Source organism: Vibrio sp. B1ASS3 (assembly GCF_905175355.1).
In the GTDB taxonomy this organism is placed as follows: domain Bacteria; phylum Pseudomonadota; class Gammaproteobacteria; order Enterobacterales; family Vibrionaceae; genus Vibrio; species Vibrio owensii.
In genome coordinates, this window is record NZ_HG992742.1 from 749,152 (window position 1) to 774,436 (window position 25,285).

19 protein-coding genes are annotated in these 25,285 nt (G+C 46.1%); 10 read left to right on the forward strand and 9 right to left on the reverse strand.

Annotated features, from left to right (window positions below; all coding sequences use genetic code 11):
• Nucleotides 1–131 precede the first annotated feature (131 nt).
• On the forward strand, nt 132–1,562 hold the full coding sequence (gene lpdA / locus KJB05_RS03565) for a dihydrolipoyl dehydrogenase (RefSeq protein WP_005438019.1): 1,431 nt from the start codon (nt 132–134) through the stop codon (nt 1,560–1,562).
• Nucleotides 1,563–1,878: 316 nt separating this feature from the next.
• Here lpdA and opaR read toward each other — a convergent pair whose 3' ends face one another.
• The gene (opaR, locus tag KJB05_RS03570) at nt 1,879–2,496 is read right to left on the reverse strand and encodes a transcriptional regulator OpaR (protein WP_009707563.1); all 618 of its coding nucleotides are present in this window, start codon (nt 2,494–2,496) and stop codon (nt 1,879–1,881) included.
• A gap of 320 nt (nt 2,497–2,816) precedes the next feature.
• On the opposite strand from opaR, the gene hpt reads away from it, so the two are divergent.
• The gene (gene hpt, locus KJB05_RS03575; protein WP_005439354.1) at nt 2,817–3,347 is read left to right on the forward strand and encodes a hypoxanthine phosphoribosyltransferase; all 531 of its coding nucleotides are present in this window, start codon (nt 2,817–2,819) and stop codon (nt 3,345–3,347) included.
• An 88-nt stretch (nt 3,348–3,435) separates the two neighbouring features.
• On the opposite strand, the gene can is transcribed toward hpt, so the two are convergent.
• A complete protein-coding gene (gene can / locus KJB05_RS03580) occupies nt 3,436–4,104 on the reverse strand; it encodes a carbonate dehydratase (RefSeq protein ID WP_005439355.1) in 669 nt (222 codons plus the stop codon).
• A 283-nt stretch (nt 4,105–4,387) separates the two neighbouring features.
• Between can and KJB05_RS03585 the strand changes: the two genes are divergently transcribed.
• From KJB05_RS03585 to KJB05_RS03600, 4 genes are all read left to right on the forward strand, one after another.
• Nucleotides 4,388–6,058: a SulP family inorganic anion transporter gene (locus tag KJB05_RS03585; protein ID WP_020196604.1), complete on the forward strand. Its 1,671-nt coding sequence runs from the start codon at nt 4,388–4,390 to the stop codon at nt 6,056–6,058.
• Between the two features lie 236 nt (nt 6,059–6,294).
• Nucleotides 6,295–7,212 carry an ABC transporter ATP-binding protein gene (locus KJB05_RS03590; protein ID WP_005439357.1) on the forward strand — a complete coding sequence of 306 codons (918 nt, stop codon included), beginning with the start codon at nt 6,295–6,297 and terminating at the stop codon, nt 7,210–7,212.
• Nucleotides 7,212–7,982: an ABC transporter permease gene (locus KJB05_RS03595; protein ID WP_005439358.1), complete on the forward strand. Its 771-nt coding sequence runs from the start codon at nt 7,212–7,214 to the stop codon at nt 7,980–7,982. Before KJB05_RS03590 ends, KJB05_RS03595 begins: the two co-directional genes overlap by 1 nt.
• Before the next feature lie 142 nt (nt 7,983–8,124).
• Nucleotides 8,125–9,054, forward strand: coding sequence for a Kdo(2)-lipid IV(A) acyltransferase (locus tag KJB05_RS03600; protein WP_208445182.1), 930 nt, complete (start codon nt 8,125–8,127; stop codon nt 9,052–9,054).
• A gap of 62 nt (nt 9,055–9,116) precedes the next feature.
• Here KJB05_RS03600 and panC read toward each other — a convergent pair whose 3' ends face one another.
• From panC to sfsA, 7 genes are all read right to left on the reverse strand, one after another.
• Nucleotides 9,117–10,019 carry a pantoate--beta-alanine ligase gene (gene panC / locus KJB05_RS03605; protein ID WP_009707558.1) on the reverse strand — a complete coding sequence of 301 codons (903 nt, stop codon included), beginning with the start codon at nt 10,017–10,019 and terminating at the stop codon, nt 9,117–9,119.
• An 11-nt stretch (nt 10,020–10,030) separates the two neighbouring features.
• Nucleotides 10,031–10,825 carry a 3-methyl-2-oxobutanoate hydroxymethyltransferase gene (gene panB, locus KJB05_RS03610; protein WP_208445172.1) on the reverse strand — a complete coding sequence of 265 codons (795 nt, stop codon included), beginning with the start codon at nt 10,823–10,825 and terminating at the stop codon, nt 10,031–10,033.
• A 24-nt stretch (nt 10,826–10,849) separates the two neighbouring features.
• The gene (gene folK / locus KJB05_RS03615; RefSeq protein WP_009707557.1) at nt 10,850–11,335 is read right to left on the reverse strand and encodes a 2-amino-4-hydroxy-6-hydroxymethyldihydropteridine diphosphokinase; all 486 of its coding nucleotides are present in this window, start codon (nt 11,333–11,335) and stop codon (nt 10,850–10,852) included.
• Complete coding sequence (gene pcnB, locus KJB05_RS03620; protein ID WP_005439387.1) at nt 11,332–12,699, reverse strand: polynucleotide adenylyltransferase PcnB; 1,368 nt, start codon at nt 12,697–12,699, stop codon at nt 11,332–11,334. The genes folK and pcnB overlap by 4 nt, the downstream gene beginning before the upstream one ends.
• Nucleotides 12,700–12,800: 101 nt before the next feature.
• Nucleotides 12,801–13,664, reverse strand: a complete 864-nt coding sequence (gene gluQRS / locus KJB05_RS03625) for a tRNA glutamyl-Q(34) synthetase GluQRS (protein WP_208445173.1) — start codon at nt 13,662–13,664, stop codon at nt 12,801–12,803.
• Nucleotides 13,665–13,773: 109 nt separating this feature from the next.
• Entirely contained in the window at nt 13,774–14,220 is a 447-nt protein-coding gene (dksA, locus tag KJB05_RS03630; RefSeq protein WP_005439389.1) for an RNA polymerase-binding protein DksA, read from the reverse strand.
• Nucleotides 14,221–14,356: 136 nt separating this feature from the next.
• A complete protein-coding gene (gene sfsA, locus KJB05_RS03635) occupies nt 14,357–15,073 on the reverse strand; it encodes a DNA/RNA nuclease SfsA (protein WP_020196598.1) in 717 nt (238 codons plus the stop codon).
• Between the two features lie 66 nt (nt 15,074–15,139).
• Here sfsA and hrpB point away from each other — a divergent pair, with 66 nt between their 5' ends.
• The 4 genes from hrpB (at nt 15,140) to acnB (ending at nt 25,249) form a co-directional block, all read left to right on the forward strand.
• Nucleotides 15,140–17,608, forward strand: coding sequence for an ATP-dependent helicase HrpB (hrpB, locus tag KJB05_RS03640; RefSeq protein WP_208445174.1), 2,469 nt, complete (start codon nt 15,140–15,142; stop codon nt 17,606–17,608).
• The gene (gene mrcB / locus KJB05_RS03645; protein WP_045418557.1) at nt 17,601–19,991 is read left to right on the forward strand and encodes a penicillin-binding protein 1B; all 2,391 of its coding nucleotides are present in this window, start codon (nt 17,601–17,603) and stop codon (nt 19,989–19,991) included. The genes hrpB and mrcB overlap by 8 nt, the downstream gene beginning before the upstream one ends.
• Nucleotides 19,992–20,078: 87 nt before the next feature.
• Nucleotides 20,079–22,391: a patatin-like phospholipase family protein gene (locus KJB05_RS03650; protein WP_039840269.1), complete on the forward strand. Its 2,313-nt coding sequence runs from the start codon at nt 20,079–20,081 to the stop codon at nt 22,389–22,391.
• A gap of 269 nt (nt 22,392–22,660) precedes the next feature.
• On the forward strand, nt 22,661–25,249 hold the full coding sequence (acnB, locus tag KJB05_RS03655; protein WP_039840268.1) for a bifunctional aconitate hydratase 2/2-methylisocitrate dehydratase: 2,589 nt from the start codon (nt 22,661–22,663) through the stop codon (nt 25,247–25,249).
• The last annotated feature ends 36 nt before the right edge of the window (nt 25,250–25,285 follow it).

Sequence of the window (25,285 nt, forward strand, 5' to 3'; positions counted from 1 at the left end):
TCTAGCTCACAGGCTAACTTAAAGCTGCTTTCACACTGTTAACATCTCTGTAAAATATTGACCGTTTGAAAGCCTAATAATTTAAGAACATCTACTCAGCCTGTTAGGGATAATGACTACAAGAGGTCACAATGAGCAAAGAAATTAAAGCCCAAGTTGTTGTACTTGGTTCTGGTCCTGCTGGTTACTCAGCTGCATTCCGTTGTGCGGACTTAGGTCTAGAAACAGTACTAGTTGAACGTTACAGCACTCTTGGCGGTGTATGTCTAAACGTTGGTTGTATTCCATCTAAAGCACTTCTTCACGTTTCAAAAGTTATCGAAGAAGCGAAAGCGATGGCTGAGCACGGTGTTGTGTTTGGCGAACCACAAACAGACATCAGCAAAATCCGTATCTGGAAAGAGAAAGTTGTAAACCAACTGACTGGCGGTCTTAGCGGTATGGCTAAGATGCGTAACGTTACTGTAGTAAACGGCTACGGTAAGTTCACAAGCCCTAACTCTATCCTTGTAGAAGGCGAAGGCGAAGCAACAACGGTTAACTTCGACAACGCTATCATTGCTGCGGGTTCTCGCCCAATCAAACTGCCATTCATCCCGCATGAAGACCCACGCATTTGGGATTCAACGGATGCGCTAGAGCTGAAAGAAGTACCAGAAAAACTGCTTATCATGGGTGGTGGTATCATCGGTCTAGAAATGGGTACGGTTTACCACTCACTAGGTTCTAAAGTAGACGTAGTAGAGATGTTTGACCAAGTTATCCCAGCTGCGGATAAAGACATCGTTAAAGTCTTCACTAAGCGTATTAAAGACAAGTTCAAGCTAATGCTTGAGACTAAAGTAACTGCAGTTGAAGCGAAAGAAGACGGTATCTACGTTTCAATGGAAGGCAAAAAAGCGCCAGCAGAAGCTGAGCGTTACGATGCGGTTCTTGTTGCTATCGGTCGTGTACCAAACGGTGCGCTTATCGATGCTGAAAAAGCTGGTATTGAAGTGGACGAGCGCGGCTTTATCAACGTTGATAAGCAAATGCGTACTAACGTTCCTCACATCCACGCAATCGGCGACGTAGTTGGCCAACCAATGCTTGCTCACAAAGGTGTGCATGAAGGTCACGTTGCTGCAGAAGTTATCTCTGGTAAGAAGCACTACTTCGATCCTAAAGTTATTCCTTCAATCGCTTACACTGAGCCAGAAGTGGCATGGGTTGGTAAGACAGAGAAAGAAGCGAAAGCAGAAGGCATCAACTACGAAGTGGCAACATTCCCATGGGCAGCATCAGGTCGTGCAATCGCGTCTGACTGTGCAGACGGTATGACTAAGCTAATCTTCGATAAAGAAACTCACCGCGTAATCGGTGGTGCTATCGTTGGTACTAACGGTGGTGAACTACTTGGTGAAATCGGCCTAGCTATCGAGATGGGTTGTGATGCTGAAGATATTGCACTAACTATCCACGCTCACCCAACTCTACATGAGTCTGTGGGTCTAGCTGCTGAAGTATTTGAAGGTTCAATCACTGACCTTCCAAACAAAAAAGCAGTTAAAAAGAAAAAGTAATTTTTCTTGAACGTTGAATGATAAAAACCGCTGATTCGTCAGCGGTTTTTTATTGGAAGAAAAGAACGCTGCGCTTCGAGAATCGGGAACGCTTTGCTCTAGGAATCGAGAGGTATTCGTTAGAAGATAATTAGCTCTAAAAGGAGTTGACGGGATTTGTCCCTCGAAAGACAAAATAAGCTCGCTTCTCGCTTCTCGCTTCTCGCTTCTCGCTTCTCGCTTCTCGCTTCTCGCTTCTCGCTTCTCGCTTCTCGCTTCCCAAAAACAAAAAAGGCCGATACCTAAGTATCAGCCTTTGTTTTAAGCCTAATTATTTTTAGTGATGTTCACGGTTGTAGATGCACAGCATATCTAGGTAAGCGCTAACGAGCGTTGATAGCTCAGCTTCGCTCTTAGAGCGGTTCGCTTGTACGAAAATAGAGTAGCAAATACCGTGGAACAGATTCGCCAAGTGTTCCGGTTCATGTTGGTCACAAACTTCACCACGTTCGATCGCTTTTATGAACATGTTTTGCACCAATAGTTGGTTTGTGCGGTTTGTGGTCACGAACAACGGCCATACTTCATCACGTGTCGATGCGCTCCACTCAAACCAAACTTTCAGCCAATGGCAATCTTGGCTTACTAGCTCAATCATTGCATTAGTGATGTTGGCGATGTTCTCGCGTGCATGGATGTCTAAGTCGATGTTATCAGACAAGAAGTTCGAGAATTGACGAACAACGTGGTTCAGAACTTCATCCACTAAGTCTTCACGAGTAGGGAAGTAGTTAAATACTGTCGCAACAGAAACTTGAGCGATCTCTGCAATATCTGCGTGACCACCACGACCAATGCCGCGACGAGCAAATACTTCAAGAGCGATTTCCATCAGTTGCTGTTTACGTTTTAGAGGGGAAAGCCTAGTACGAGGTCTCTTTGCTATTGAGTCCATATCCATTTTCCTTGCCATTTGAGTTGATGTTTTGGGGATGATCCCCTAATTGATTATTTTAATAGTTGCTTAAAGCATTGATGAGTGTAATGGTGCATATGTGCAAGGTCAACATCTGATGCGTAATTTATAGACAGTAATGTCATTATTGATGTTTCATTCAACTAGATAAGTTCTAAAATTAAGACTTTCATCCAAGAATTCAATGGAATGGGAAGCGGCTTTTAACCCATGGTGCGGGGTGTTACACTACACGCCGCAAGATAAGGTGATCGTTTGCGTACGACCAACCTCAACCCACAAAGAAAATTGAGCACAGTATGAAACATACAATAGAAGTGATGATTTCTGAGCAAGAAGTTCAGGAACGTATTCGTGAATTAGGCAAACAAATTACTGAACGTTACCAAGGTAGCGAAGATCTGGTAATGGTTGGTTTGCTGCGTGGTTCATTTGTATTTATGGCAGATTTGGCTCGTGCAATCGAACTGACTCACCAAGTCGACTTTATGACCGCTTCTAGCTACGGCAACACAATGGAAAGCTCTCGTGACGTGCGTATCCTGAAAGACCTAGATGACGACATTAAAGGCAAAGACGTACTGATCGTAGAAGACATCATCGACACAGGTAACACACTGAATAAGATCCGTGAAATCCTATCTCTACGCGAGCCTAAATCTATTGCGATTTGTACACTGCTAGACAAGCCGTCACGTCGCGAAGTTGAAGTGCCAGTTGATTACGTTGGTTTTGCTATTCCTGATGAGTTCGTTGTTGGTGTGGGTATCGACTACGCTCAGAAATACCGTCACCTACCGTTCATCGGCAAAGTGGTACCTCAAGAGTAATCATTACTCTTTTGCAAAGAATACAAAAACGCCCGTTAATCATTTAACGGGCGTTTTCTTTTATTCAGTCTGACTGATACTTTTCAACTCATCGACACAGTAGTTTGTTATCTGTGTTAAGGATCGTCGAGAGTGCTTTTTGGTAAGACGCTTCCACCGTTTCTTTCGAATTTGAGCGAATGCCCAAGTACTCTAAGCGGCCATCTTCAATCCCATATACCACGCCATGAATCTCTACGTCTTGCCCACGTTCCCATGCGTTTTGCATGATGGTCGAGTTACCCAAGTTGTAAACTTGCTCTGCAACGTTGATTTCACCAAGTTTGTCAGCTCGGTCTTCAAGCGGCATTTGGTCTAGGTAAGGGCGGTGTTTAAAGTAAAGATCACGAATGTGAAGTAGCCAGTTGTTGATGAGGCCAAGTTGAGGATTATCGATTGCAGCGTTGACGCCGCCACAGCCATAGTGACCACAGACAATAATGTGCTTCACTTTTAATACGTCGACCGCGTATTGCACCACAGATAGGCAGTTTAGGTCGGTGTGGATGACCTGGTTTGCAACATTTCGGTGAACAAATAACTCGCCCGAGAACAGCCCTGTTAGTCGCTCTGCAGGAACGCGACTGTCTGAACAACCAATCCATAGAAAGTCGGGCTTTTGACCTTCCGCTAGTTTTGCGAAATATTCTGGGCGATCAGATTTGATTTCTTCTGACCACTTAGAGTTATTTTCGAATAATTGTTTAATTTCCGGCATCTGACATCTACTTCCCTAAAAATTAAAATAACCAACCACTCCCCAGTGCTTACAAAGCGATCAGCGCTGTAACTATACACAATGTTACAATTTCGATCCCGTTAAATATTCATTCAAGATGACTCATCTGACTAGTTCTCGCTGTGAAAATCATAAAATATGCAGACATCATTCAGTATGCGAATAAGCCTAGCGAATTCGTGGTTTTATTGTGTTTTTTTCTTTGACGAAATATTTGTTAGATTGATGGCATTTTGTCTTTTTAATGCAGGGAGCAAATTCAATGTTCGGTAGTCGCTTTAAGGATATCAACTTGAAAGGGGATCTGTTTGGTGGCGTCACCACGGCCATTATTTCACTTCCTCTTGCGTTAGCCTTTGGTGTCGCATCTGGTGCTGGCGCAGAAGCAGGCTTATGGGGCGCGATCATGGTGGGGCTTTTCGCTTCGCTGTTTGGTGGCTCAAACACCCTGATATCGGAACCAACCGGTCCTATGACCGTGATCATGACCGCCGTACTGACCAGCATGATGGCCAAGTACCCTGAAACGGGGATGGCAATGACCTTCACCGTTGTGATGATGGCGGGGGCATTCCAGATTGTGCTCGGCACATTAAAGCTAGGTAAGTACGTTACGCTGATGCCTTACAGTGTAATCTCCGGCTTTATGTCGGGTATCGGCGTCATTCTGATTATCTTGCAGCTCTCGCCACTGTTAGGTCATGCCGCGCCCTCTGGTGGGGTTATCGGGACGTTATCAGCATTACCAGACACCATTTCTAACCTGAAGTTTAGCGAGTTGTTTTTGGGCTTGCTGACGCTAGGAATCTTGTTCTTCTTCCCTAAGCAGTACCGTAAATACGTTCCAGCTCAGTTAGTTGCATTGGTTGCAGTCACCTTACTTTCGGTCATCCTATTTGATGCTGAAGATATTCGCCGAATTGGTGAAATCCCAGCAGGCTTGCCGTCTTTGGTTGTGCCGCACATTGATCCTGCGATGTTTACCGAAATGGTCATTGATGCCTTAGTACTGGGTACATTAGGTTGTATTGATACCTTGCTCACGGCTGTTATTGGTGACTCTTTGACGCGTAAAGAGCACGACTCAGACAAGGAACTGCGCGGTCAAGGTTTGGCAAACATGATCTCTGGTCTGTTTGGGGCTCTGCCTGGTGCTGGCGCGACAATGGGAACGGTAACCAACATTCAAGTTGGCGCTCGCTCGCCCTTATCTGGTGTGATTCGTGCTTTGATTCTGGCGCTGGTGGTATTAGTTGCAAGTGGATTAACCGAGCCGATTCCGATGGCGGTACTGGCGGGTATTGCGGTGTATGTTGGCTTCAACATTCTTGACTGGAGCTTTATTCAGCGCGCGCACAAGGTCAGTTTCCCGGGCATGGCTGTGATGTATGGCGTAATGCTATTGACGGTGTTTGTTGATTTGATTGTCGCTGTTGGCCTTGGTGTATTTATCTCTAACATCATCATCATTGAACGTTTGAGCCGTGAACAAGCACGCCAAGTTAAGGCGATCAGTGATGCGGATGAAGACGATGTACCGCTGACAGACAGCGAGCGAGGACTGTTAGACAGAGCCAACGGAAAAGTGTTGTTCTTCTATCTTTCTGGGCCAATGATCTTCAGCGTTTCGAAGGCGATTTCGCGTCAGCACTCCAGTATCTCGGATTACGAAGTGATGATCCTCGATCTAACAGATGTACCTATGATTGATGTGACCGTTGGGTTGGCGCTAGAGAACGCCATCAAAGATGCTTTGGATGCAGAGTGTGAAGTCTATTTACTGTGTCCAAACCAACGTACGCGTGAGCAGTTAGAGAAATTCCACGTGATTGATTTAGTACCTGATGAGAACACCTACAAGTTCCGCTACGAAGCATTGAATGCAGCGGTAAAACATGTAGAAACCGATGAACATCAAATGCTAACCATGTAGTTTAAGTGACTTATTTAAAAGCGCTACCAGAGAGATTTGGTGGCGCTTTTTAGTAAATGGAATCGAGGATTTATAGTTATTTCTAATTTTATAGAAAGGTTTATTTGTATTCATCGTTATTCAACGATAAACTAATTCAACTTCAGTGCAATACCGCTTTCGACTCTTGAGTCGCTATCAATGATCCCCACGGTATTGGCATTCACGATTCATCAACAGATGGCAATTATTACGCAATGTACGCATTAGAAATTGAACAGCTTCGCAAGACCTATGCGGGCGGATTTGAAGCGTTGAAGGGCATCAGCCTACAAGTCGAAAAAGGTGACTTCTACGCGCTTCTAGGGCCGAATGGTGCAGGTAAATCAACCACTATTGGCATTATCTCTTCTTTGGTAAACAAAACCTCCGGTACGACTAAGGTTTTTGGTTACGACATCGATACGCATCTTGAATTAGCGAAGCAGAACCTAGGCTTGGTGCCACAAGAATTCAACTTCAACCAATTTGAAACGGTTGAGCAAATTGTAATGCAGCAAGCGGGCTACTATGGCGTATCCAAAGAGCTTGCTAAAGTTCGTGCGGAAAAATACCTAACTAAGCTCGATTTGTGGGAAAAACGCAAAGAGCGCGCACGTAATTTATCAGGTGGTATGAAGCGTCGCTTGATGATTGCCCGTGCTTTGATGCATGAGCCTCAGCTGTTGATCCTTGATGAACCAACGGCGGGTGTGGATATCGAATTGCGCCGCTCTATGTGGGATTTCTTGAAAGAGATTAACCAAGAGCAGGGCATTACTATCATCCTAACAACCCACTACCTTGAAGAGGCAGAAATGCTGTGTCGCAACATCGGTATCATCAATAAAGGTGAGCTGATCGAGAACACGACGATGAAAGCGCTGCTAGGCAAACTTCGAGTTGAAACTTTTATTCTCGATGTCGAGTTTGAAGGTGAAATGCCGATGTTAGAAGGGGTAAATAGCCAGATGATGGTGAACGGCTCATTAGAAATTGAGTTGGATAAGAGCCAAGGTTTGAACTCGGTATTTAGTCAGCTTTCTGAGCATGATGTGAAAGTGCTTTCAATGCGTAACAAAGCCAACCGTTTGGAAGAGTTGTTTGTCAGCATTGTACGTGGAGGTAACCAATAATGTATAAGTTGTATTGGACAGCTTTCTGTAGCCTGTTGACCAAAGAGATCAACCGCTTTACTCGTATTTGGGTGCAAACCTTAGTTCCGCCAGCGATCACTATGACATTGTACTTCATCATCTTCGGTAGCTTGATTGGCTCTCGTATTGGTGAGATGAACGGCTTTAGCTACATGGAATACATCGTGCCGGGTTTGATCATGATGTCGGTGATCACCAACTCGTATTCTAACGTCGCATCGTCATTCTTTAGCTCCAAGTTCCAACGTAATATCGAAGAGCTGCTTGTTGCACCGGTACCAAACTACATCATCATTCTTGGTTTTGTTATGGGAGGCGTGGTTCGTGGCCTGCTGGTGGGCACCATCGTTACTTTCGTGTCGCTGTTCTTTGTTGATCTGCAAGTTGACCATTGGGGCATCATCATCGCAACGGTGTTTATGACATCTGTTGTGTTCTCACTAGGCGGTTTGATCAATGCGGTTTACGCAAGAACGTTTGATGATATCTCTATCATCCCTACGTTTGTTTTAACGCCGCTGACTTACCTTGGTGGTGTATTCTACTCAATTAGCTTATTGCCTGAATTCTGGCAAGGCGTGTCTAAGTTGAACCCAATCGTCTACATGGTGAATGCGTTCCGTTACGGTTTCTTAGGTGTGTCTGATGTAGGTATCGTCACCTCATTTAGTGTTCTGACCGTATTTGTTATCGCACTTTACGCTGTGGCGCATTACCTCGTGACTAAAGGCATTGGCTTAAGAAGTTAATCCGAACAAAGTTTGAAAGAGCAGCCATAAGAGCTGCTCTTTCTTTATGCACATCGATACATTCCCATACAAATTTTCGACTTCTAACATGCTAGGTTTCATTCAACTTTTGTAAATGCATTTGATGCAAATGAGTGAAGCCATGAATATTGTCCCCTCTCCATCTTTCTCCTTTAAATTGCTTCTTCCTAAATACTGGTCTGTTTGGTTTGCCTTTGGTCTTTTGGCGCTGATCGTCAATCTGCTCCCATACTCAGCCTTGCGTTTTCTGGGGCGAAGTATTGGCTTGCTTGCGATGCCGGCCATGAAACGTCGTAAAGGCATTGCTAAGCAAAACTTGAAACTCTGCTTTCCCGAATACAGCGCTCAAGAATGCGATGAGTTGGTAAAGACAAACTTTAAATACACGGGTATGGCGCTCATCGAGACGGGAATGGCTTGGTTTTGGCCTGATTGGCGCGTGAAGCGTTTAGCCAAGGTGGTCGGAAAAGAGCGTTTACTTGAGCAAGAGAGAAATGGACGAGGAGTGCTGGTGGTGTGTAGTCATCACCTTAACCTTGAAATGACGGCGCGTATTTTTAGCCAGTTTGCGAAAGGTTATGGGGTGTATCGGCCAAACTCGAACCCTGTTTATGAATTCGTCCAGCATCGTGGACGCACTCGCTGCGGGCACCAAATGATTGATCGAAAAGACGTGAAATCGATGCTCAAAGTTCTGAAAAATGGACAGCGACTGTGGTACTTACCGGATCATGATTATGGTGTGAATAACTCTGTTTTTGCGCCGTTTTTTGCGGTTGAACAAGCGGCAAGTACGGTGGGTTCGAGCGTGTTGATTGATGCGACTAAGTGCGCAGTGATGTCCGGAGTGACGGTCATGAGTGGAAACCAATATACGCTTTATATCGGTCATGACCTTAGTCAGCAGTTTGAGCGACGTAATCCTGTCAAAGCGGCCAGTATTTTGAATCAAGAATTAGAAGGAATGATCAGAAGAGATATTCCTGCATGGATGTGGCTACATAAGCGATTCAAAACGCGTCCTGAAGGTCTTGAATGCGTTTACTCATAAATCCATTCATGAGATACAAAAAAGGTCGGCGTAGTGCCGACCTTTTCGTTTATGCATTTCGCTTATTCAGCGCTTGCTGAATTCGCTTCGCTTGATTCTTCTTCTTTGGTTTCTACCACCATATCAACCGTTTGGTTGTCGATTAGGCGTGCTTTACCTAAGAATGCAGACATCAAGATCACCGCTTGAGTGGTCTCTGCAGTAATCGCTTGAAGTGTACGAGCATCACGAATGAAGATTTCATCAGGCTGTAGACCAGCTGCACGCAGTTGGTCGTTCGCATCTTCAATCACAGAAGCATAATCGTCACGGCCGCCGCGCATCGCACTGCTAATCCAACGCATAGTGCGAGCTAAAACTGGAGCACGTTGGCGCTCATCAATCGTCAACAGACCATTGCGAGAGCTCATCGCTAAGCCGTCCATTTCACGTACAGTTGGTACGCCAATGATTTCGATGTCCATTGCTAGGTCATCAACCATCTTACGAATCACAGCAAGCTGTTGGAAGTCTTTCTCACCAAAGCAAGCTACATCAGGCTGAACGATATTGAACAGCTTGTTTACGATGGTGGTAACACCACGGAAGTGACCTGGGCGAGAAGCGCCTTCAAGGATGGTTGATAAGCCCGGTACGTCAACAAACGTTTGTTTGTCTAAGCCTTCTGGGTAGATGATTTCTGGTGTTGGAGTGAACACCATTTCTACACCTTCGCCACCTAGTTTGCTTAAATCTTCTTCTAGAGTGCGAGGGTAGTTGTTTAAATCGTCTGCACGGTCAAACTGCATCGGGTTAACAAAGATGCTTACGACAACGACATCAGCGTATTCACGAGCTTTACGAACAAGCGTCAAGTGACCTTCGTGTAGATTGCCCATGGTTGGGACAAACGCCACTTTGCGACCTTCACGCTTAAAGGTTTTCACCTGTTCACGAATCGCTGAGATTTCCGCAAAAGTTTGCATGCATTTATCCTCTAGGCAATAGTGTGAGCTGCGTCTGGGAATGCACCGCTTTCGACATCAGCCATGTATTGAGCCACGGCTTTGCGCATATCGCCTGTTTCAGCAAGGAAGTTTTTCGAGAATTTTGGCATGTAGTTCGCCGAAATTCCAAACATATCGTGCATTACGAGAATTTGACCATCAGTCACGTTACCAGCACCGATACCAATCACAGGTACATCAAGTACTTGAGTAATGCGATCCGCTAATTCAGCTGGAACACACTCTAGCAAAACAATTTGAGCGCCAGCTTCTTGCAGAGCCAGTGCGTCTTTCACCATGCGATCCGCTTTTTCTTGGTCGCGGCCTTGTACTTTGTAACCACCAAAGATGTTTACAGATTGAGGTGTTAGGCCTAGGTGAGCACAAACAGGAACGGCACGTTCAGTTAGCATCTTAACCGTATCAGCTAACCAATCGCCGCCTTCGATTTTTACCATATTTGCACCAGCACGCATTAACGTTGCTGCGTTCTCACACGCTTGCTCAGGCGTTGCGTAGCTCATGAATGGCATATCAGCCATCAATAGGCAATTCGGGCTACCAGCGCGTACACAGCGCGTGTGATAAGCAATATCTTCAACGGTTACCGGTAATGTATCGTTTTTACCTTGCAGAACCATGCCTAGAGAGTCACCGATCAATAGAACTGGCATTTCTTGGCTTTCAAAAAGTTGGGCAAAGCTTGCATCGTATGCAGTTGAAGTAGCAAATTTACGACCTTCTTGCTTCCACTTAATCAGGTCGTTAATGGTCATTTTTTTCATTGTTTTATCCTCACTAGGAGTTGGCTATGACTGCCAAATATTGAGGCCGTTACGATCTACTTGTGCAAGTAGTGACGACACCTCGGTCCCGTCTGGGAGTTGTAAACTTGGTGCAATTTCCGCAAGAGGGTAGAGTACGAACTCGCGCTCTCTCATTCCATAGTGTGGAACTGTCAGTCTTTCGGAATCGATCACCTCATTGCCATAAAGAATCATGTCGAGATCCAAAGTTCGTGGACCCCAGCGTTCATCTTTACGGACACGCCCTTGTTCTTGCTCAATCGCTTGGGTGCAATCGAGCAGTTCAAGAGGCGTCAAATTGGTTTTTATCGCCACAACCGCGTTGATGTAATCCGGTTGGTTTTGCGGTCCCATCGGTGTACTGCTGTAAAGTGATGAAGCCTGCACAAACTCAGAGTTTGGCAATGTTTTAAGGGCTTCGATCGCTTGCTTGGCTTGGCTGACAGGATCAGCCAAGTTACTGCCTACCGCAATGTACGCTGTGATCATGACTTAGGCTTACTCTTTTTCTTGCGGTAAGTTTTACGGCGGCGTTGACCGGTTTTAGGCGCTTGGCCGTCTAGGTCCGCAGCCATAGCTTGGCGCATTTCTCGGCCAGCATTTTGGAAAGTTTCCCACCACTTGGCAAGCTTCTGAGTATCACCGCCTTCAATTTCACCGCGCATTTCAAGAAAATCAAAGCCAGCTCTAAATTTGTTGAGCTCCATTAGGCGGAATGCACGTTTACCGTTGCGTCGTGGAAGGCGTAATTGCAGCTGCCAAATTTCACGAATCGTCGCTGTGTGACGGCGTGGAATGGCAATGGTACGAACTTGGTCATCAAGAATGATGTTGCTCGCTTCCATGATGGCATCGTAATGGCACAGGTTACGCTGTTCCATTAGTTTATCTGCCATGGCACATAGCGGGTACCACAGCATCGCGGCAAACATGAACGCAGGATTGATGCGCTTGCCTTCTTCGATTCGCATATCGGTCGAATCAAGCACTAAATCTAGCATTTGTTCGGTATGAGATTCGTAATCTTCAGTGAAGTGCTCAGCAATTACAGGGAACAACTGTTGGAACAGGTTGTATTCGCGCAGTAGGTGATAAGTCTCTAGACCGTGACCAGATTGAAGCATCTTCAACGATTCTTCGAAAAGACGTGCTGATGGGATATCACGCAGTAGCGGTGCCATCTCTTCAATTGGTGCTGCGGTGTCTTCTTCGATATCGAAGTCAAGTTTCACTGCGAAGCGAACAGCGCGCAGCATGCGCACAGGGTCTTCACGGTAACGGGTTTCTGGATCACCGATTAGACGAACAAGACGGTCCTCTAGATCTTCAATACCACGAGCGTAGTCGTGAATAGAGTAATCTGCGATGTTGTAGTACATCGAGTTAATCGTGAAGTCACGGCGCTCTGCATCTTCATCAATAGTGCCGTAAACATTGTCACGAAGCAGCATGCCTTCTTTTGACTGCTGGGAAACGTTCTTGTTCTTTTGCTCTTGGTGGTGACCGCGGAAGGTCGCAACTTCGATGATGTCTCGGCCAAACATAATGTGGGCAAGACGGAAGCGACGGCCAATCAAACGGCAGTTTCTAAACAGTTGTTTGATTTGCTCTGGTGTCGCGTTAGTTGCGATATCAAAGTCTTTTGGTTTTTGTCCAAGCAGTAAGTCTCGAACCCCGCCACCCACAAGAAAAGCATCGAAACCGGCACCGTTTAGTCGGTATAGCACCTTCAGTGCATTATCACTGATCTGCTTACGCGAAATGTTGTGCTCTTCACGAGTAAGTACATTGAGAGCGAGTTCTGGGATCATGGCAGATTCGCTTGTTGTATTGTCGTTTGTATTCATGTGCATCTGGCAATAACTGGGTTTAATCCAATCTTGCTTTGGTTAGTTTTTATGCCTCTAGGGCCAATTTTGCGGCTAATGATAGCCTACACAGTGCCGTTTGAGAATCACGGTGTGATCTCGATCTCCGCTGGAAGCTGTTGCAAACGCCAATTTTCGCAGCCCCAACGTAGGATTTCGTCTACGTTAGCGGTTCGAATATCGTCAGGAATATCGAATCCTAAAAATGTCATTGCATGCAGCAGAGCTGGCTTCGGATTAGCGACATCAATGGCTGTCGCATGGTTTTGTTTCGACAGTTTGTTGCCGTTAGTGTCCATCGCCAATGGTAAATGCAAGTAGCTAACTTCTGGTTGTCCAAGAATTTGATACAAGCTGATTTGACGACCTGTGGGCTCAATTAAGTCAGCACCACGGACGACTTCAGTCACCCCTTGGTCGATATCGTCTAATACTACCGCAAGATTATAGGCAAATAATCCATCTCGACGTTTAATAATGAAATCTTCATTTACTAACGCTTCAGGAATGGTCATCAAACCATGCTTCTGATCGAGGAAATTGGCGATGGGCTTAGTCATTCTTAGGCGAATCGCACCTTCTTTCAAGCCTTTGTCGCGGCAAGTGCCGAGATAATAACCACCATGTTCTTTTATTTGCTTGCGTGTACATTGGCAATAATAAGCATCGCCATTCTCCAACCACGCATCAATTTGTGCTTGGTATAAATGGTGTCGTTCACTTTGATACACCACTTCACCATCCCAGTGGAGTTGATAAGCTTGGAGCGCATTAAGAATATCTTCTGCCGCACCAGGCATTTCTCTCGGTGGGTCAAGATCTTCGATACGAACGAGCCAAGTCCCTTGATTGGCTTTTGCTTGAAAGTAGCTGCCAAGAGCGGCAACTAAGGAACCAAAATGTAATGGTCCTGAAGGGGATGGGGCAAATCGACCTACATAGCGTGTCATGCGTGTATCTCGAAAGTATTCGGGTAAAACTAGAAGTTTAGCGTTAAAAAGCTAGTCAAAACAAAAAGGGAGCCTGAGCTCCCTTTCAATAATCATAATGCGTGGTTGATTAACCTTGCATCTGTTTCTCTTTGATTTCTGCAAGTGTTTTACAGTCAATACAAAGGTCAGCAGTTGGACGCGCTTCTAGGCGACGAACGCCAATCTCTACGCCACAAGATTCACAGAAGCCGAAATCGTCTTCAGTAATTTTGTCTAGAGTCTTTTCGATCTTCTTGATCAGGCGACGCTCACGGTCACGGTTACGCAGTTCTAAGCTGAACTCTTCCTCTTGAGAGGCACGGTCAACTGGATCTGGGAAGTTCGCTGCTTCGTCCTGCATGTGGTGTACAGTGCGATCGACTTCTTCCCTGAGCTGATTACGCCAAGCTGTTAAGATCTTTGTAAAGTGTTCAACCTGCTCTGGTGACATGTATTCTTCACCAGGCTTTTCCTGATATGGCTCCACACCGGCAATGGCTAGGATGCCTATCGTTTTCTTCTTTGATTCTGGCATACAGCATCTCCTACTTACACCTAGTCAACTGCATCGCAGTCAATTTAAGGCGGGTATCTATAGCAAAAAGAGGCGGTGCAGGCAATTACTGAATCGCAAACTTATCGTCAATGTGAAGACGACATCATTTTTTCTCTCAATTGATAAATTCAATAGCAGAGATTAGCTTGACTTCAGTGTTGCTCAGTTCAGCTTTGTAGCAGAGAACTTCTACTCCAGCGTCTTGTGCTTGTTTTAGTAACGTTGAATATTTCGCGTCTATATGGTGCGCCGCAGATACTTTTTCAATACCTGAATGTAAAACAGTGAATAAAAGTATGGCTCTACTTCCAGTTTGTGCCATTTCTGTGAGCTCTCGCAGGTGCTTTTGTCCTCGCGTGGTCACGGCATCAGGGAAATAACCTTGTCCCGATGAACTTTCCTCATCAAGTAGGGTGACGCTCTTCACTTCTATATAACACTTTGATTTATCACTTGCGCTGAGCAAGATATCAATTCGGCTATTTTCATTGCCGTATTTCACTTCAGTTTGAAGTTGGTCATATCCAGACAGTTCCGAAATGACATTATTTTCAATTGCTTCTACCGCCAGTTGATTGGCACGAGCGGTATTTATACAAATACGATGCCCTTGTGGCGTTTCGCTCAGTTCCCAACTGTTTGGGTATTTGCGCTTTGGGTTATCAGAAGTGGAGTACCAAACTTTGTTGCCTGGAGTGGCACAGCCTGTCATTGCGCCAGTGTTCGCACAGTGAATTGTTCGAATCTCACCGTTATCCAATTCGATATCGGCAAGGAAGCGTTTGTAGCGTTTAAGTAGAGTCGCGGACTCTAGAGCGGGTTCGAATTGCATTTGCTTATTTAGCCAAGAGTGTTTTTATGTACAATGTGCCCAACATTACAACATAGGGTATTTCCTTTGTCACAATTGCCGATCGAAGCCGTGATGCCACAATTACTTACGGCGGTCAAACATCAACACCAAGTGATCCTCAAGGCAGCTCCTGGTGCCGGTAAATCCACTTACTTCCCACTACAACTTCTTAAAAGCCAAGCCGTGACGGGCAAGATTGTAATGCTAGAGCCTCGTCGTCTTGCTGCGCGCAATATCGCACGTTATTTGGCGCAGCAGTTGGGAGAGCAAGTAGGAGAGCGTGTGGGTTACCGAGTGCGTGGCGAGACAAAGGTGAGTAAGCACACTCAACTTGAAATTGTGACGGAAGGGATCATGACGCGCATGATCCAAAGTGACCCTGAATTAGACGGCATTGATCTACTGATTTTTGATGAATTTCACGAGCGTAGCATTCATGCCGATACCGCATTAGCGTTCAGTTTAGAAGTTCAAGAAGCATTACGGGACGATTTAAAGCTGGTGGTGATGTCGGCAACGCTTGACCAAGATGCCTTGCAATCCTTATTACCAGAGGCGGTTTACATTGAGTCGGAAGGTCGTAGTTTTGAGGTAGAAACGCGCTATTTACCGCTTGGGGCGAATGATCATTTGCCGACCTCCATGGCAAAAACGATCGAGCACTTGATGAGCAAAGAGTCTGGCTCTTTGCTTGCTTTTCTTCCGGGTATCGGTGCCATCAAGCAAGTGCAAGAGCGTTTAGTACACCTACCTGATAACGTAGAAGTGTGTCCTCTTTATGGTCAACTTAGCTTTGCCGAGCAGCAAAAAGCGATCGCTCCCGCTTCTGGAGGTAAACGCAAAGTCGTGCTCGCGACTAACATTGCTGAAACTTCTTTGACCATTGAAGGCATTCGATTGGTCGTCGATTCTGGATTAGAACGTGTGGCGCGTTTTGATTTGAAGAATGGACTTACGCGATTAGAGCAAGTGCGAGTGGCACAATCGTCTGTAATTCAACGTGCTGGCCGTGCAGGGCGTATTGAAGAGGGCATTTGCGTCCGATTGTATTCAGAAAGCCAATTCAAGCAGCAACCGCAAGTTCCCCAACCAGAAATCCTGCACTCAGATTTAGCAAGCTTAGTAATGGAACTGGCATTCTGGGGAGCAGGGGATATCGCTGAGCTTAAATGGTTGAATATTCCTTCTTCAGCATCGCTTGCTCAGGCTAAACAGCTGTTGATTTCTTTAGGGTTACTTACCGAGCAAGGCCAACTTACTTCTGCAGGTAAGACGGCCCACGCTCTTGGTGTAGAGCCGCGCTCTGCAGCAATGCTGATTCAAGCACAGCAGCGCAGTGAAAAAATGCTAAATACTGCTTTGGCTGCGGTCGCCCTAATTGAAGAGCCTGAGCGCAATGTGACTAACATCGCGCATAGCCTACATCGCTGGATAAGTGGTACACATGCAAAGAAAGCGATATTGCACAAGCGATCTCAAGCGCTGGCGCACAAACTGGATACGGTATTCAGCCTACCTAATGTCGATGAGCGAGTGCTGGCGCTAGTATTGAGCTTAGCTTTCCCAGATCGCATTGCGCAGCAGCGTGTTAACCAATATGGTCGTTTTACTTTGTCGAACGGGCATGGTGCTGAGTGTCGGCCAGAAGAGACTCTTGGTGGTTGTGATTACTTAGTTACGATTGATTTGATGCGCTCGCATTCTAACTCAAGCCAAATGAACCTAGCTTGTGACTTAGATATCAACGCATTACAAGAAACGTTCGAGCACCTTTTCACGGTGGCTGAGCTGGTTGATTGGGATGAGAAAAAAGGCCGTTTGATTGCCGAACGCCAAATCAAACTTGGTCAACTGGTGATTAAGCGCGAAGCGTTGCCGAGTCCGGGTAAAGAAAAAATGACACAAGCTTTACTCACTTATGTCCGCCGTCAGGGCTTACAGAGTCTAAACTGGACGTCGGCAGCGGAAAATTTGTTAGAACGTATTCGCTGCGCAGTGGAATGGTTACCTGAGCAAGCTTGGCCAAGTTTTGATGAGACCAGTTTGCTTAATGGCCTAGAAGAGTGGCTAGAGCCGTACATGAGCACGGTATCATCGGTGAAAGATTTGGCGAAAGTGAACCTAGTGGAAGCGTTGAACGCTCGATTAGGTTGGCCGTTGAATCAACAGATTGATGAGTGGTTACCAGAAGATTATCGCTTACCAACAGGTTCGAAAAAGCGCATTCGTTACCAATTTGGTCATGAACCAGTACTGTCAGTGCGTATGCAAGAAGTGTTTGGAGAGAGCACTTCTCCAACCGTGGCACAAGGTCGCAAGCGATTGGTGTTAGAGTTACTTTCTCCAGCACAGCGTCCTCTTCAGGTGACAACGGATTTAGCTGCCTTTTGGGCAGGAAGCTACAAAGAAGTGCAAAAAGAGATGAAAGGCCGATATCCAAAACACGTTTGGCCTGACGATCCTGCCACTCATGTAGCGACAACAAAAACAAAAAGACAATTGAATAATGACTGATACAAAAAAGCCCGGTGCAAAAAGAGCACCAGCCAAGAAAACAACGTCAAGTAAAACGACTGCCGCTAAGAAAAGCGGAGCGAAGCGACCGAGAAAATCGCCATCGAAGAAGCCAAGTAATGGCAAGCGGTCTTGGCTTAAAATCATTTGGTCATTTAGCTGGAAAGCGGGTGTAGCGCTTGCGGCGGTGTTGCTGTTTGTTGGTATCTATCTTGATAGTGTGGTGAAAGACCGCTTTGACGGCCAGCTGTTTGATCTGCCAACTGTCGTTTATGCGCGTATCCTCAATTTGAGTCCGGGTGAGAACATTACCATCAAAGAGATGCGTAATGAGCTTGATGTATTGAACTACCGTAAGGTAAGTCAGCCTCGTTACCCTGGTGAATACTCTTCTTCTTCGACGCGTATTGAGCTTATTCGTCGTCCGTTCGAGTTTGCTGATGGTCCTGAGCCTGATCGTCACGTCATGCTGCATTTTTCAAGCAGTGGTTTACAACGCATTCAATCTTTGGAATCCAAAGGCGATCTTGGTTACTTGCGCATTGAACCTAAGATGCTAGGAATGTTGGAAAAAGATCAGAATGAACAGCGCCTGTTCTTACGTCGAGATCAATTCCCAGAAGTGCTTGTCGATGCACTGTTAGCAACTGAAGACCGTGATTTCTATCAGCATGATGGCGTTTCGCCGCTGGCGATTGGCCGTGCCCTTGTTGCTAACATCAAAGCGGGTCGTACTGTTCAAGGTGGTAGTACCTTGACTCAGCAGTTAGCGAAAAACTTATTCCTGACACGTGATAAAACCTTGTGGCGAAAAGTCCGTGAAGCGTACATTGCTCTGATTCTGGACTACCGCTACAGCAAAGACCGTATTCTTGAAGCTTATTTGAATGAAGTTTACTTAGGTCAGAGTGGCGGAGATGCAATCCATGGTTTTGCTTTGGCATCACGTTACTACTTCGGTCAACCGATTCAAGAGCTTCGTATCGACCAACTCGCGATGTTGGTAGGTATGGTGAAAGGACCGTCTTACTACAACCCAATTCGTTACCCTGAGCGCACCAAAACGCGTCGTGACTTGGTATTGCGTTTGTTGATGCAACAAGACATGTTAACCGCGCAGCAATACGAACAAGCGGTAAATCGTCCGTTAGATACACAAAGTAAACCTCGTATCGCGAGTCGTCAGCCGGCGTACTTCCAACAACTGAACATTGAGCTGAAAGAAAAAGTAGGTGACAACTTCAAAGCTGAAACCGGCTTACGTTTGTTTACTTCTCTCGACCCGGTATCGCAAAGCAAGTTAGAGCAAGCTATCGCGAAAAAAGTCCCTGAGCTTGCTAAACGAGCAGGTAAAGAGTTGGAGGCTGCAGCGGTTGCGGTTGACCGTCATAGTGGCGAGATTCGCGCTATGGTCGGTGGTAAACGTGTTGGCTATGAAGGTTTTAACCGCGCCTTGAATGCAAGTCGTCCGATTGGCTCTTTGGTAAAACCTGCGATCTATTTAACTGCGCTAGAGCAGCCAGAGAAGTACAACCTTGCAACCACGCTTCACGATACTCCGCTTAGCTTGAAAGGCAGTAAAGGCTCGGTTTGGTCGCCACGTAACTTCGACCGTAAGTTCCGTGGTGATGTGCCGCTGTACTTAGCGTTGGCGAAATCACTCAATGTGCCAACCGTGCGTTTGGGGATGGAGCTGGGCATTCCAGAAGTTTCGGCTACGCTAGAGCGTTTGGGCGTGGATAAGAATGAAATTCGTCCAGTCCCTTCTATGTTCCTTGGTTCCTTCTCGTTGACGCCATTTGAAGTCGCGCAGATGTACCAGACAGTCACTAACTCAGGTAAGCGCGCCAAGTTATCGGCATTACGCTCTGTGATCGATATGGATGGCAATGTGCTTTATCAATCACTACCTCGCTCATCTCAAGCGGTGGACCAACAAGCGGCTTGGTTGACGACTTACGCGATGAAGCAAGGGGTCGCTCAAGGGACAGGTCGATTCCTACAAAGTCAGTTCGCGTGGGCTGCTCTGGCAGGCAAAACCGGTACCAGTAACGACAGCCGTGATAGTTGGTTTGTGGGTGTTGACGGCCGTGAAGTGACAACCGTTTGGCTCGGTCGCGATGATAACAAGTCGACCAAGCTTACTGGTTCAAGTGGTGCATTGCGTGTCTATGCGGAATACCTGAAACAACGTATCCCTGAGCGACTAGAGTTACCTTGGCCAAAAGAAGTGACCACATTAGGATTCCAAAAAGCCGCTAATGGTGCGCTGGAAATGAACTGTCGCAGTGAATACAAGCTGCCAGTGTGGGACAAGTCTGGGCAAATCAAACAGCAGTGTGAGAAAAAATCTAATTGGTTGAATAACCTATTTGATTGGTAAGACCACCAAAAACGCCATCACTGACTTGTGAAGTTGTTCAAATCTTAGTAAAAGTAGGTGTTCAATATTCAGTAAAGGAAGAAGTGAATGTTCAAAAAGTCGATCTCAAACCCATGGAAGCGTTGTGTTGCGCTCTGGGTCTGTTCCTTTTTGATTGCAACGCCTTCCTTTGCTAAGCAAGTCAGTGATGATCAATCTCGTCCTAAAATCGCCGTCGTACTGGCTGGTGGTGGGGCAAAAGGAGCCGCTCACATCGGGGTTTTGAAGGCTCTGGAAGAGATGAATATTCCCGTCGATATCATTACCGGCACTAGCATGGGTGCCTATGTCGGTGGTCTATATGCCACGGGGATGAGCGCCGATGAAATCGAAAGTTTTATCTACAGTGTCGATTGGAACAGCGGTTACCGAGACCGTGTCGACCGCAGCCAACGTCGCGTCCGCGATAAAGAATACGAAGATCGTTATCAAATCACCACTGACCTAGGTTTGAGGTTTGGTGAAGTGCGTTCGCCAACAGGCGTGGTGCAAGGTCAAAACATGTTGCGCATTCTACGTGAAACCACAGGCAACCTTGGTCGTTTTAACTCCTTTGATGATCTTGCCATTCCATACCGTTCAGTCGCGACGGATATCGTCGAGTTAGAAGAGGTCGTCTTAGATAACGGCTATTTGGTTGATGCCATGATGGCGAGTATGTCAGTGCCTGGCGCGCTTCCACCTTACGAACTGAATGGTCATATGCTGGTGGACGGCGGGGTAGTCAATAACATGCCTGTTGATGTTGCTCGCGCAATGGGTGCCGACGTGGTGATTGCCGTTGACATTAGTACCGATTACAAAAGTGAAGAGGACTTTACTGGCTTATTTGCCGTAGCAGACCAACTCTCCAACTACCTAGTTCGTCGCAGTACTCAAGAGCAAGCCGAAACGCTAAGCGGTGATGATGTCTACATTCGTCCTGATGTTGGGCAAATGGAAACGGTAGAATTCGAAAAAATGCCAGACGCTTTTAAAGCGGGTTATGAGATCACTCGAGGACTCAAGTCAAAGCTTGAAGGGCTGAGTGTATCGAATGCGGAGTACCAGAAATACATCGAGCATAAACAAGACATGCGCAAGAATCTTGAGTATGGGGATGAGCGTGTTGTCGATCAAATTGTTCTTGTGAACAATACCCACTACAGTGATGTGCTGTTGACTAACCGACTTGAGTTAGACACAGGACGCCCTCTAGAAACGGCTGAGATCGAAAAAGCGGTAGAAAATCTCTATGCACTGGATCGTTTTGAGCTGATCACTTATCACTTTGAAGAAATCGATGGGGTGAACTTACTCGTCTTTGAAGTGAACGAAAAGTCTTGGGGTCCAAACTACCTAAACTTCCGCTTCTTCTTAGAAGATGATTTCAATACCGATAGTCAATATGGCATCGGCATGTCGGCTAATTTCACCAACTTGAACTCTCACGGCGCCGAGCTGACCTTTAATGTGGATATGGGCACGGATAAACTGATTGAGGCGGAGCTTTACTCTCCGGTGCTTTCGAGTCAGCAGTTGTTTGTTTCTAGCAAAGTAAATTACAACACAGAGAATAGAAACCTCTCTGATAACTTTGAAAACCCCGATATTGGATCCGTCTACGATTACCTGCCGGTTTCTTACACTGAGTTTATTACAGAGCTTGCTGCCGGTGTACAACCAACGTTGTGGCAAGAGTTCCGAGTTGGCGGGCGCTATACCAAAGGTGCGATTGAAGCATCCACTTTTCAGTCTTTCGGTGAGCTTGATTATGAGCGTTTGGGTGTGTTTGCCAATTACCGCCTAGATACCTTGGACGATTTTGCTTTCCCAACGCACGGTATGTTGATCGATTTGGATTACCTAGTTTCTCACGATAAGACTCCAGAGGATTTTCGTCAGTTAAACCCAGATGGCAATATTGAAGATACTGTTTACGAGATTACCGCGCGTTTCAAGGGAGCAGTGACTCATAGTCGTCATACTTTAGTCGGACAAGCGGAATACAGCTTTGTTGAGAGCAAAAACTCGTCTGTACCTTTAGACCCGCGTGAGCTTGGTGGTTTCTTGAATCTCTCAGGTATTCCACGTAACAGCCTGATCGGGCAGAACTTATTCTATACCAGCTTGGTGTATCGTTATAAATGGATGGATAACGACTTCGGGCTGTTTGAAGCACCTGTGTATTTAGGTGCATCCCTTGAACACGGTGGCGTTTGGTCAGATAACGATCTGAAGCTCAATGAAGCGCCGCTGTACAATGCCGCATCGATTTTCTTTGGGGTAGATTCTCCAATAGGACCGATCATGTTGGCATACGGTCGTACCGAGCAAGATTTAGATGCCGTGTACTTGATCGTTGGAACATCATTTAAATAACCGGGAATAGGACAGCAAGATCTCCGCATATTTAGCCAAAATTTACCGGACTTTAGTCGTAAGTTGCTATGTTGGTCAAAATGATGAGATTTTAATTTAACGTTAAATTTGCTATTCTTTCGCCCACAGTTTGGCCTCTACGGCGCTGTTTCTCAATCAGAATTGAATGAAAACAAGGGCAATGGAGAGCCAAGTTTCCAAGGATGTTCACTCCTTTACTTTGAAAAATAGTAAGAAAAAAGGAGGAACCGCAATGAGAGGAAAAAGTCGTGCTTGAAGCCTACCGTAAACACGTCGAAGAGCGTGCTGCCGAAGGAGTTGTTCCTAAACCGCTAGACGCTGAACAAGTTGCTGGACTTGTTGAACTTCTGAAAAATCCCCCACAAGGTGAAGAAGCCTTTATTCTTGACCTACTAGAGAACCGTATCCCACCAGGTGTAGATGAAGCTGCTTATGTAAAAGCAGGTTTCTTGACGGCTGTTGCTAAAAGTGAAGTGGCATCACCGCTTGTAAGCCGTGAAAAAGCTGCAGAGCTACTAGGTACGATGCAAGGTGGTTACAACATCGCGCCCCTAGTCGAGTTCCTAGATGACGATGCGCTTGCCCCAATTGCTGTAAAAGCGTTATCTCACACTCTATTGATGTTCGATGCTTTCTACGATGTAGAAGAGAAAGCCAAAGCAGGCAATGCATTCGCGAAGCAAGTTCTACAATCTTGGGCGGATGCTGAATGGTTCACATCAAAAGAAAAAGTAGCGGAAAAGATTACCGTTAAAGTCTTTAAAGTGACCGGTGAAACGAACACCGATGACTTATCTCCAGCACCAGATGCATGGTCTCGTCCTGATATCCCAGTACACGCGAAAGCGATGCTGAAGATGGAACGTGATGGCATCGTTCCAGACCAACCAGGCAGCGTTGGTCCTATTAATCAAATCGAAGAACTGCAAAAAGATGGCATTCCACTAGCGTATGTTGGTGACGTTGTTGGTACGGGTTCTTCGCGTAAATCTGCAACTAACTCTGTTCTTTGGTTCATGGGGGAAGACATCCCATTCGTACCAAACAAGCGCACTGGTGGTATCTGTCTAGGTGGTAAGATTGCTCCTATCTTCTACAACACAATGGAAGACTCTGGCGCACTACCTATCGAGTTAGACGTACAAAATATGAACATGGGTGATGTAATTGACATCTTCCCATACGAAGGCGTTGTACGTAAAAACGGCGAAGACATTTCTAGCTTTACGCTAAGCAAAGTACTACTTGATGAAGTTCGCGCGGGTGGCCGTATTCCACTGATCATCGGTCGTGGTTTAACAAGCCGTGCTCGTACTTCACTTGGTTTAGAAGAAACCGATCTATTTGCTAAGCCAGTTGACCCTTCTGCATCAGACAAAGGCTACACGCTAGCTCAGAAGATGGTGGGTAAAGCATGTGGCGTAGAAGGCGTACGTGCAGGTCAGTACTGCGAGCCTAAGATGACAACTGTAGGTTCTCAGGACACCACTGGCCCAATGACGCGTGATGAGCTAAAAGACCTTGCGTGTCTTGGCTTCTCAGCTGACTTAGTGATGCAGTCATTCTGTCACACATCGGCATATCCAAAACCAGTTGACGTAAACACACACCACACGCTACCTGATTTCATCATGAACCGTGGCGGTGTGTCACTTCGTCCGGGTGATGGTGTGATTCACTCGTGGCTAAACCGTATGCTTCTGCCTGATACGGTAGGTACAGGTGGTGACTCGCATACTCGTTTCCCTCTCGGTATTTCGTTCCCTGCAGGTTCAGGTCTTGTTGCGTTCGCAGCAGCGACCGGTGTTATGCCACTGGATATGCCAGAGTCAATCTTGGTGCGCTTTAAAGGCGAAATGCAGCCGGGTATCACGCTACGTGACCTTGTGCATGCTATTCCTCTATACGGCATCAAGCAAGGCCTTCTAACAGTAGAGAAAGCAGGTAAGATCAACGAATTCTCTGGTCGCGTACTAGAAATTGAAGGCGTTGAGCACCTAACTGTAGAGCAGGCATTTGAGTTGTCTGATGCGTCAGCAGAACGTTCTGCGGCAGGTTGTACCGTTAAGCTATCTCAAGCGTCTATTGAGGAATACCTAAACTCAAACATCACTATGCTGAAATGGATGATCTCGGAAGGTTACGGCGACCGTCGTACTATCGAGCGTCGTATTACTGCGATGGAAGAGTGGTTGGCAAATCCTGAGCTTATGGAAGCAGATTCAGATGCGGAATACGCTCACGTGATTGAGATTGACCTAGCTGAAATCAACGAACCAATTCTTTGTGCGCCAAACGATCCAGATGACGCTCGTCTTCTGTCTGACGTTCAAGGTACACAGATTGATGAAGTGTTCATCGGTTCTTGTATGACGAACATTGGTCACTTCCGTGCAGCGGGTAAGCTACTTGAGAAGTTCAATGGTCAATTAGACACTCGTCTATGGGTAGCGCCGCCAACGAAGATGGACCGTGACCAACTTACAGAAGAAGGTTACTACGGTATTTACGGCCGCGCTGGCGTTCGTATTGAAACTCCTGGTTGTTCGCTATGTATGGGTAACCAAGCACGTGTTGCAGATAAAGCAACAGTAATGTCGACTTCAACGCGTAACTTCCCGAACCGTCTAGGTACAGGTGCAAATGTGTACCTATCTTCAGCGGAACTTGCGGCAGTGGGTGCGATTCTAGGTAAGATTCCAACTAAGGAAGAGTACTTAGCGTACATGGAGCAAATTGATGCGACAGCTGCGGATACTTACCGTTACTTGAACTTCCACAAGATGGAACAGTACACCAAGAAAGCAGATAATGTGATCTTCCAAGAGCCTGCGTAATCTTAGCGAGCTCTGTGAATACTTAGTTAAGCGCCC

Coding starts and splice junctions, on each gene's coding strand:
- hpt (WP_005439354.1), top strand. CDS start 2,817: ATGAAACATACAATAGAAGTGATGATTTCTGAGCAAGAAGTTCAGGAA.
- KJB05_RS03585 (WP_020196604.1), top strand. CDS start 4,388: ATGTTCGGTAGTCGCTTTAAGGATATCAACTTGAAAGGGGATCTGTTT.
- sfsA (WP_020196598.1), bottom strand. CDS start 15,073: ATGCAATTCGAACCCGCTCTAGAGTCCGCGACTCTACTTAAACGCTAC.
- gluQRS (WP_208445173.1), bottom strand. CDS start 13,664: ATGACACGCTATGTAGGTCGATTTGCCCCATCCCCTTCAGGACCATTA.
- KJB05_RS03595 (WP_005439358.1), top strand. CDS start 7,212: ATGTATAAGTTGTATTGGACAGCTTTCTGTAGCCTGTTGACCAAAGAG.
- KJB05_RS03590 (WP_005439357.1), top strand. CDS start 6,295: ATGTACGCATTAGAAATTGAACAGCTTCGCAAGACCTATGCGGGCGGA.
- KJB05_RS03600 (WP_208445182.1), top strand. CDS start 8,125: ATGAATATTGTCCCCTCTCCATCTTTCTCCTTTAAATTGCTTCTTCCT.
- lpdA (WP_005438019.1), top strand. CDS start 132: ATGAGCAAAGAAATTAAAGCCCAAGTTGTTGTACTTGGTTCTGGTCCT.
- mrcB (WP_045418557.1), top strand. CDS start 17,601: ATGACTGATACAAAAAAGCCCGGTGCAAAAAGAGCACCAGCCAAGAAA.
- panB (WP_208445172.1), bottom strand. CDS start 10,825: ATGAAAAAAATGACCATTAACGACCTGATTAAGTGGAAGCAAGAAGGT.
- dksA (WP_005439389.1), bottom strand. CDS start 14,220: ATGCCAGAATCAAAGAAGAAAACGATAGGCATCCTAGCCATTGCCGGT.
- folK (WP_009707557.1), bottom strand. CDS start 11,335: ATGATCACAGCGTACATTGCGGTAGGCAGTAACTTGGCTGATCCTGTC.
- opaR (WP_009707563.1), bottom strand. CDS start 2,496: ATGGACTCAATAGCAAAGAGACCTCGTACTAGGCTTTCCCCTCTAAAA.
- KJB05_RS03650 (WP_039840269.1), top strand. CDS start 20,079: ATGTTCAAAAAGTCGATCTCAAACCCATGGAAGCGTTGTGTTGCGCTC.
- can (WP_005439355.1), bottom strand. CDS start 4,104: ATGCCGGAAATTAAACAATTATTCGAAAATAACTCTAAGTGGTCAGAA.
- panC (WP_009707558.1), bottom strand. CDS start 10,019: ATGCAAACTTTTGCGGAAATCTCAGCGATTCGTGAACAGGTGAAAACC.
- pcnB (WP_005439387.1), bottom strand. CDS start 12,699: ATGCACATGAATACAAACGACAATACAACAAGCGAATCTGCCATGATC.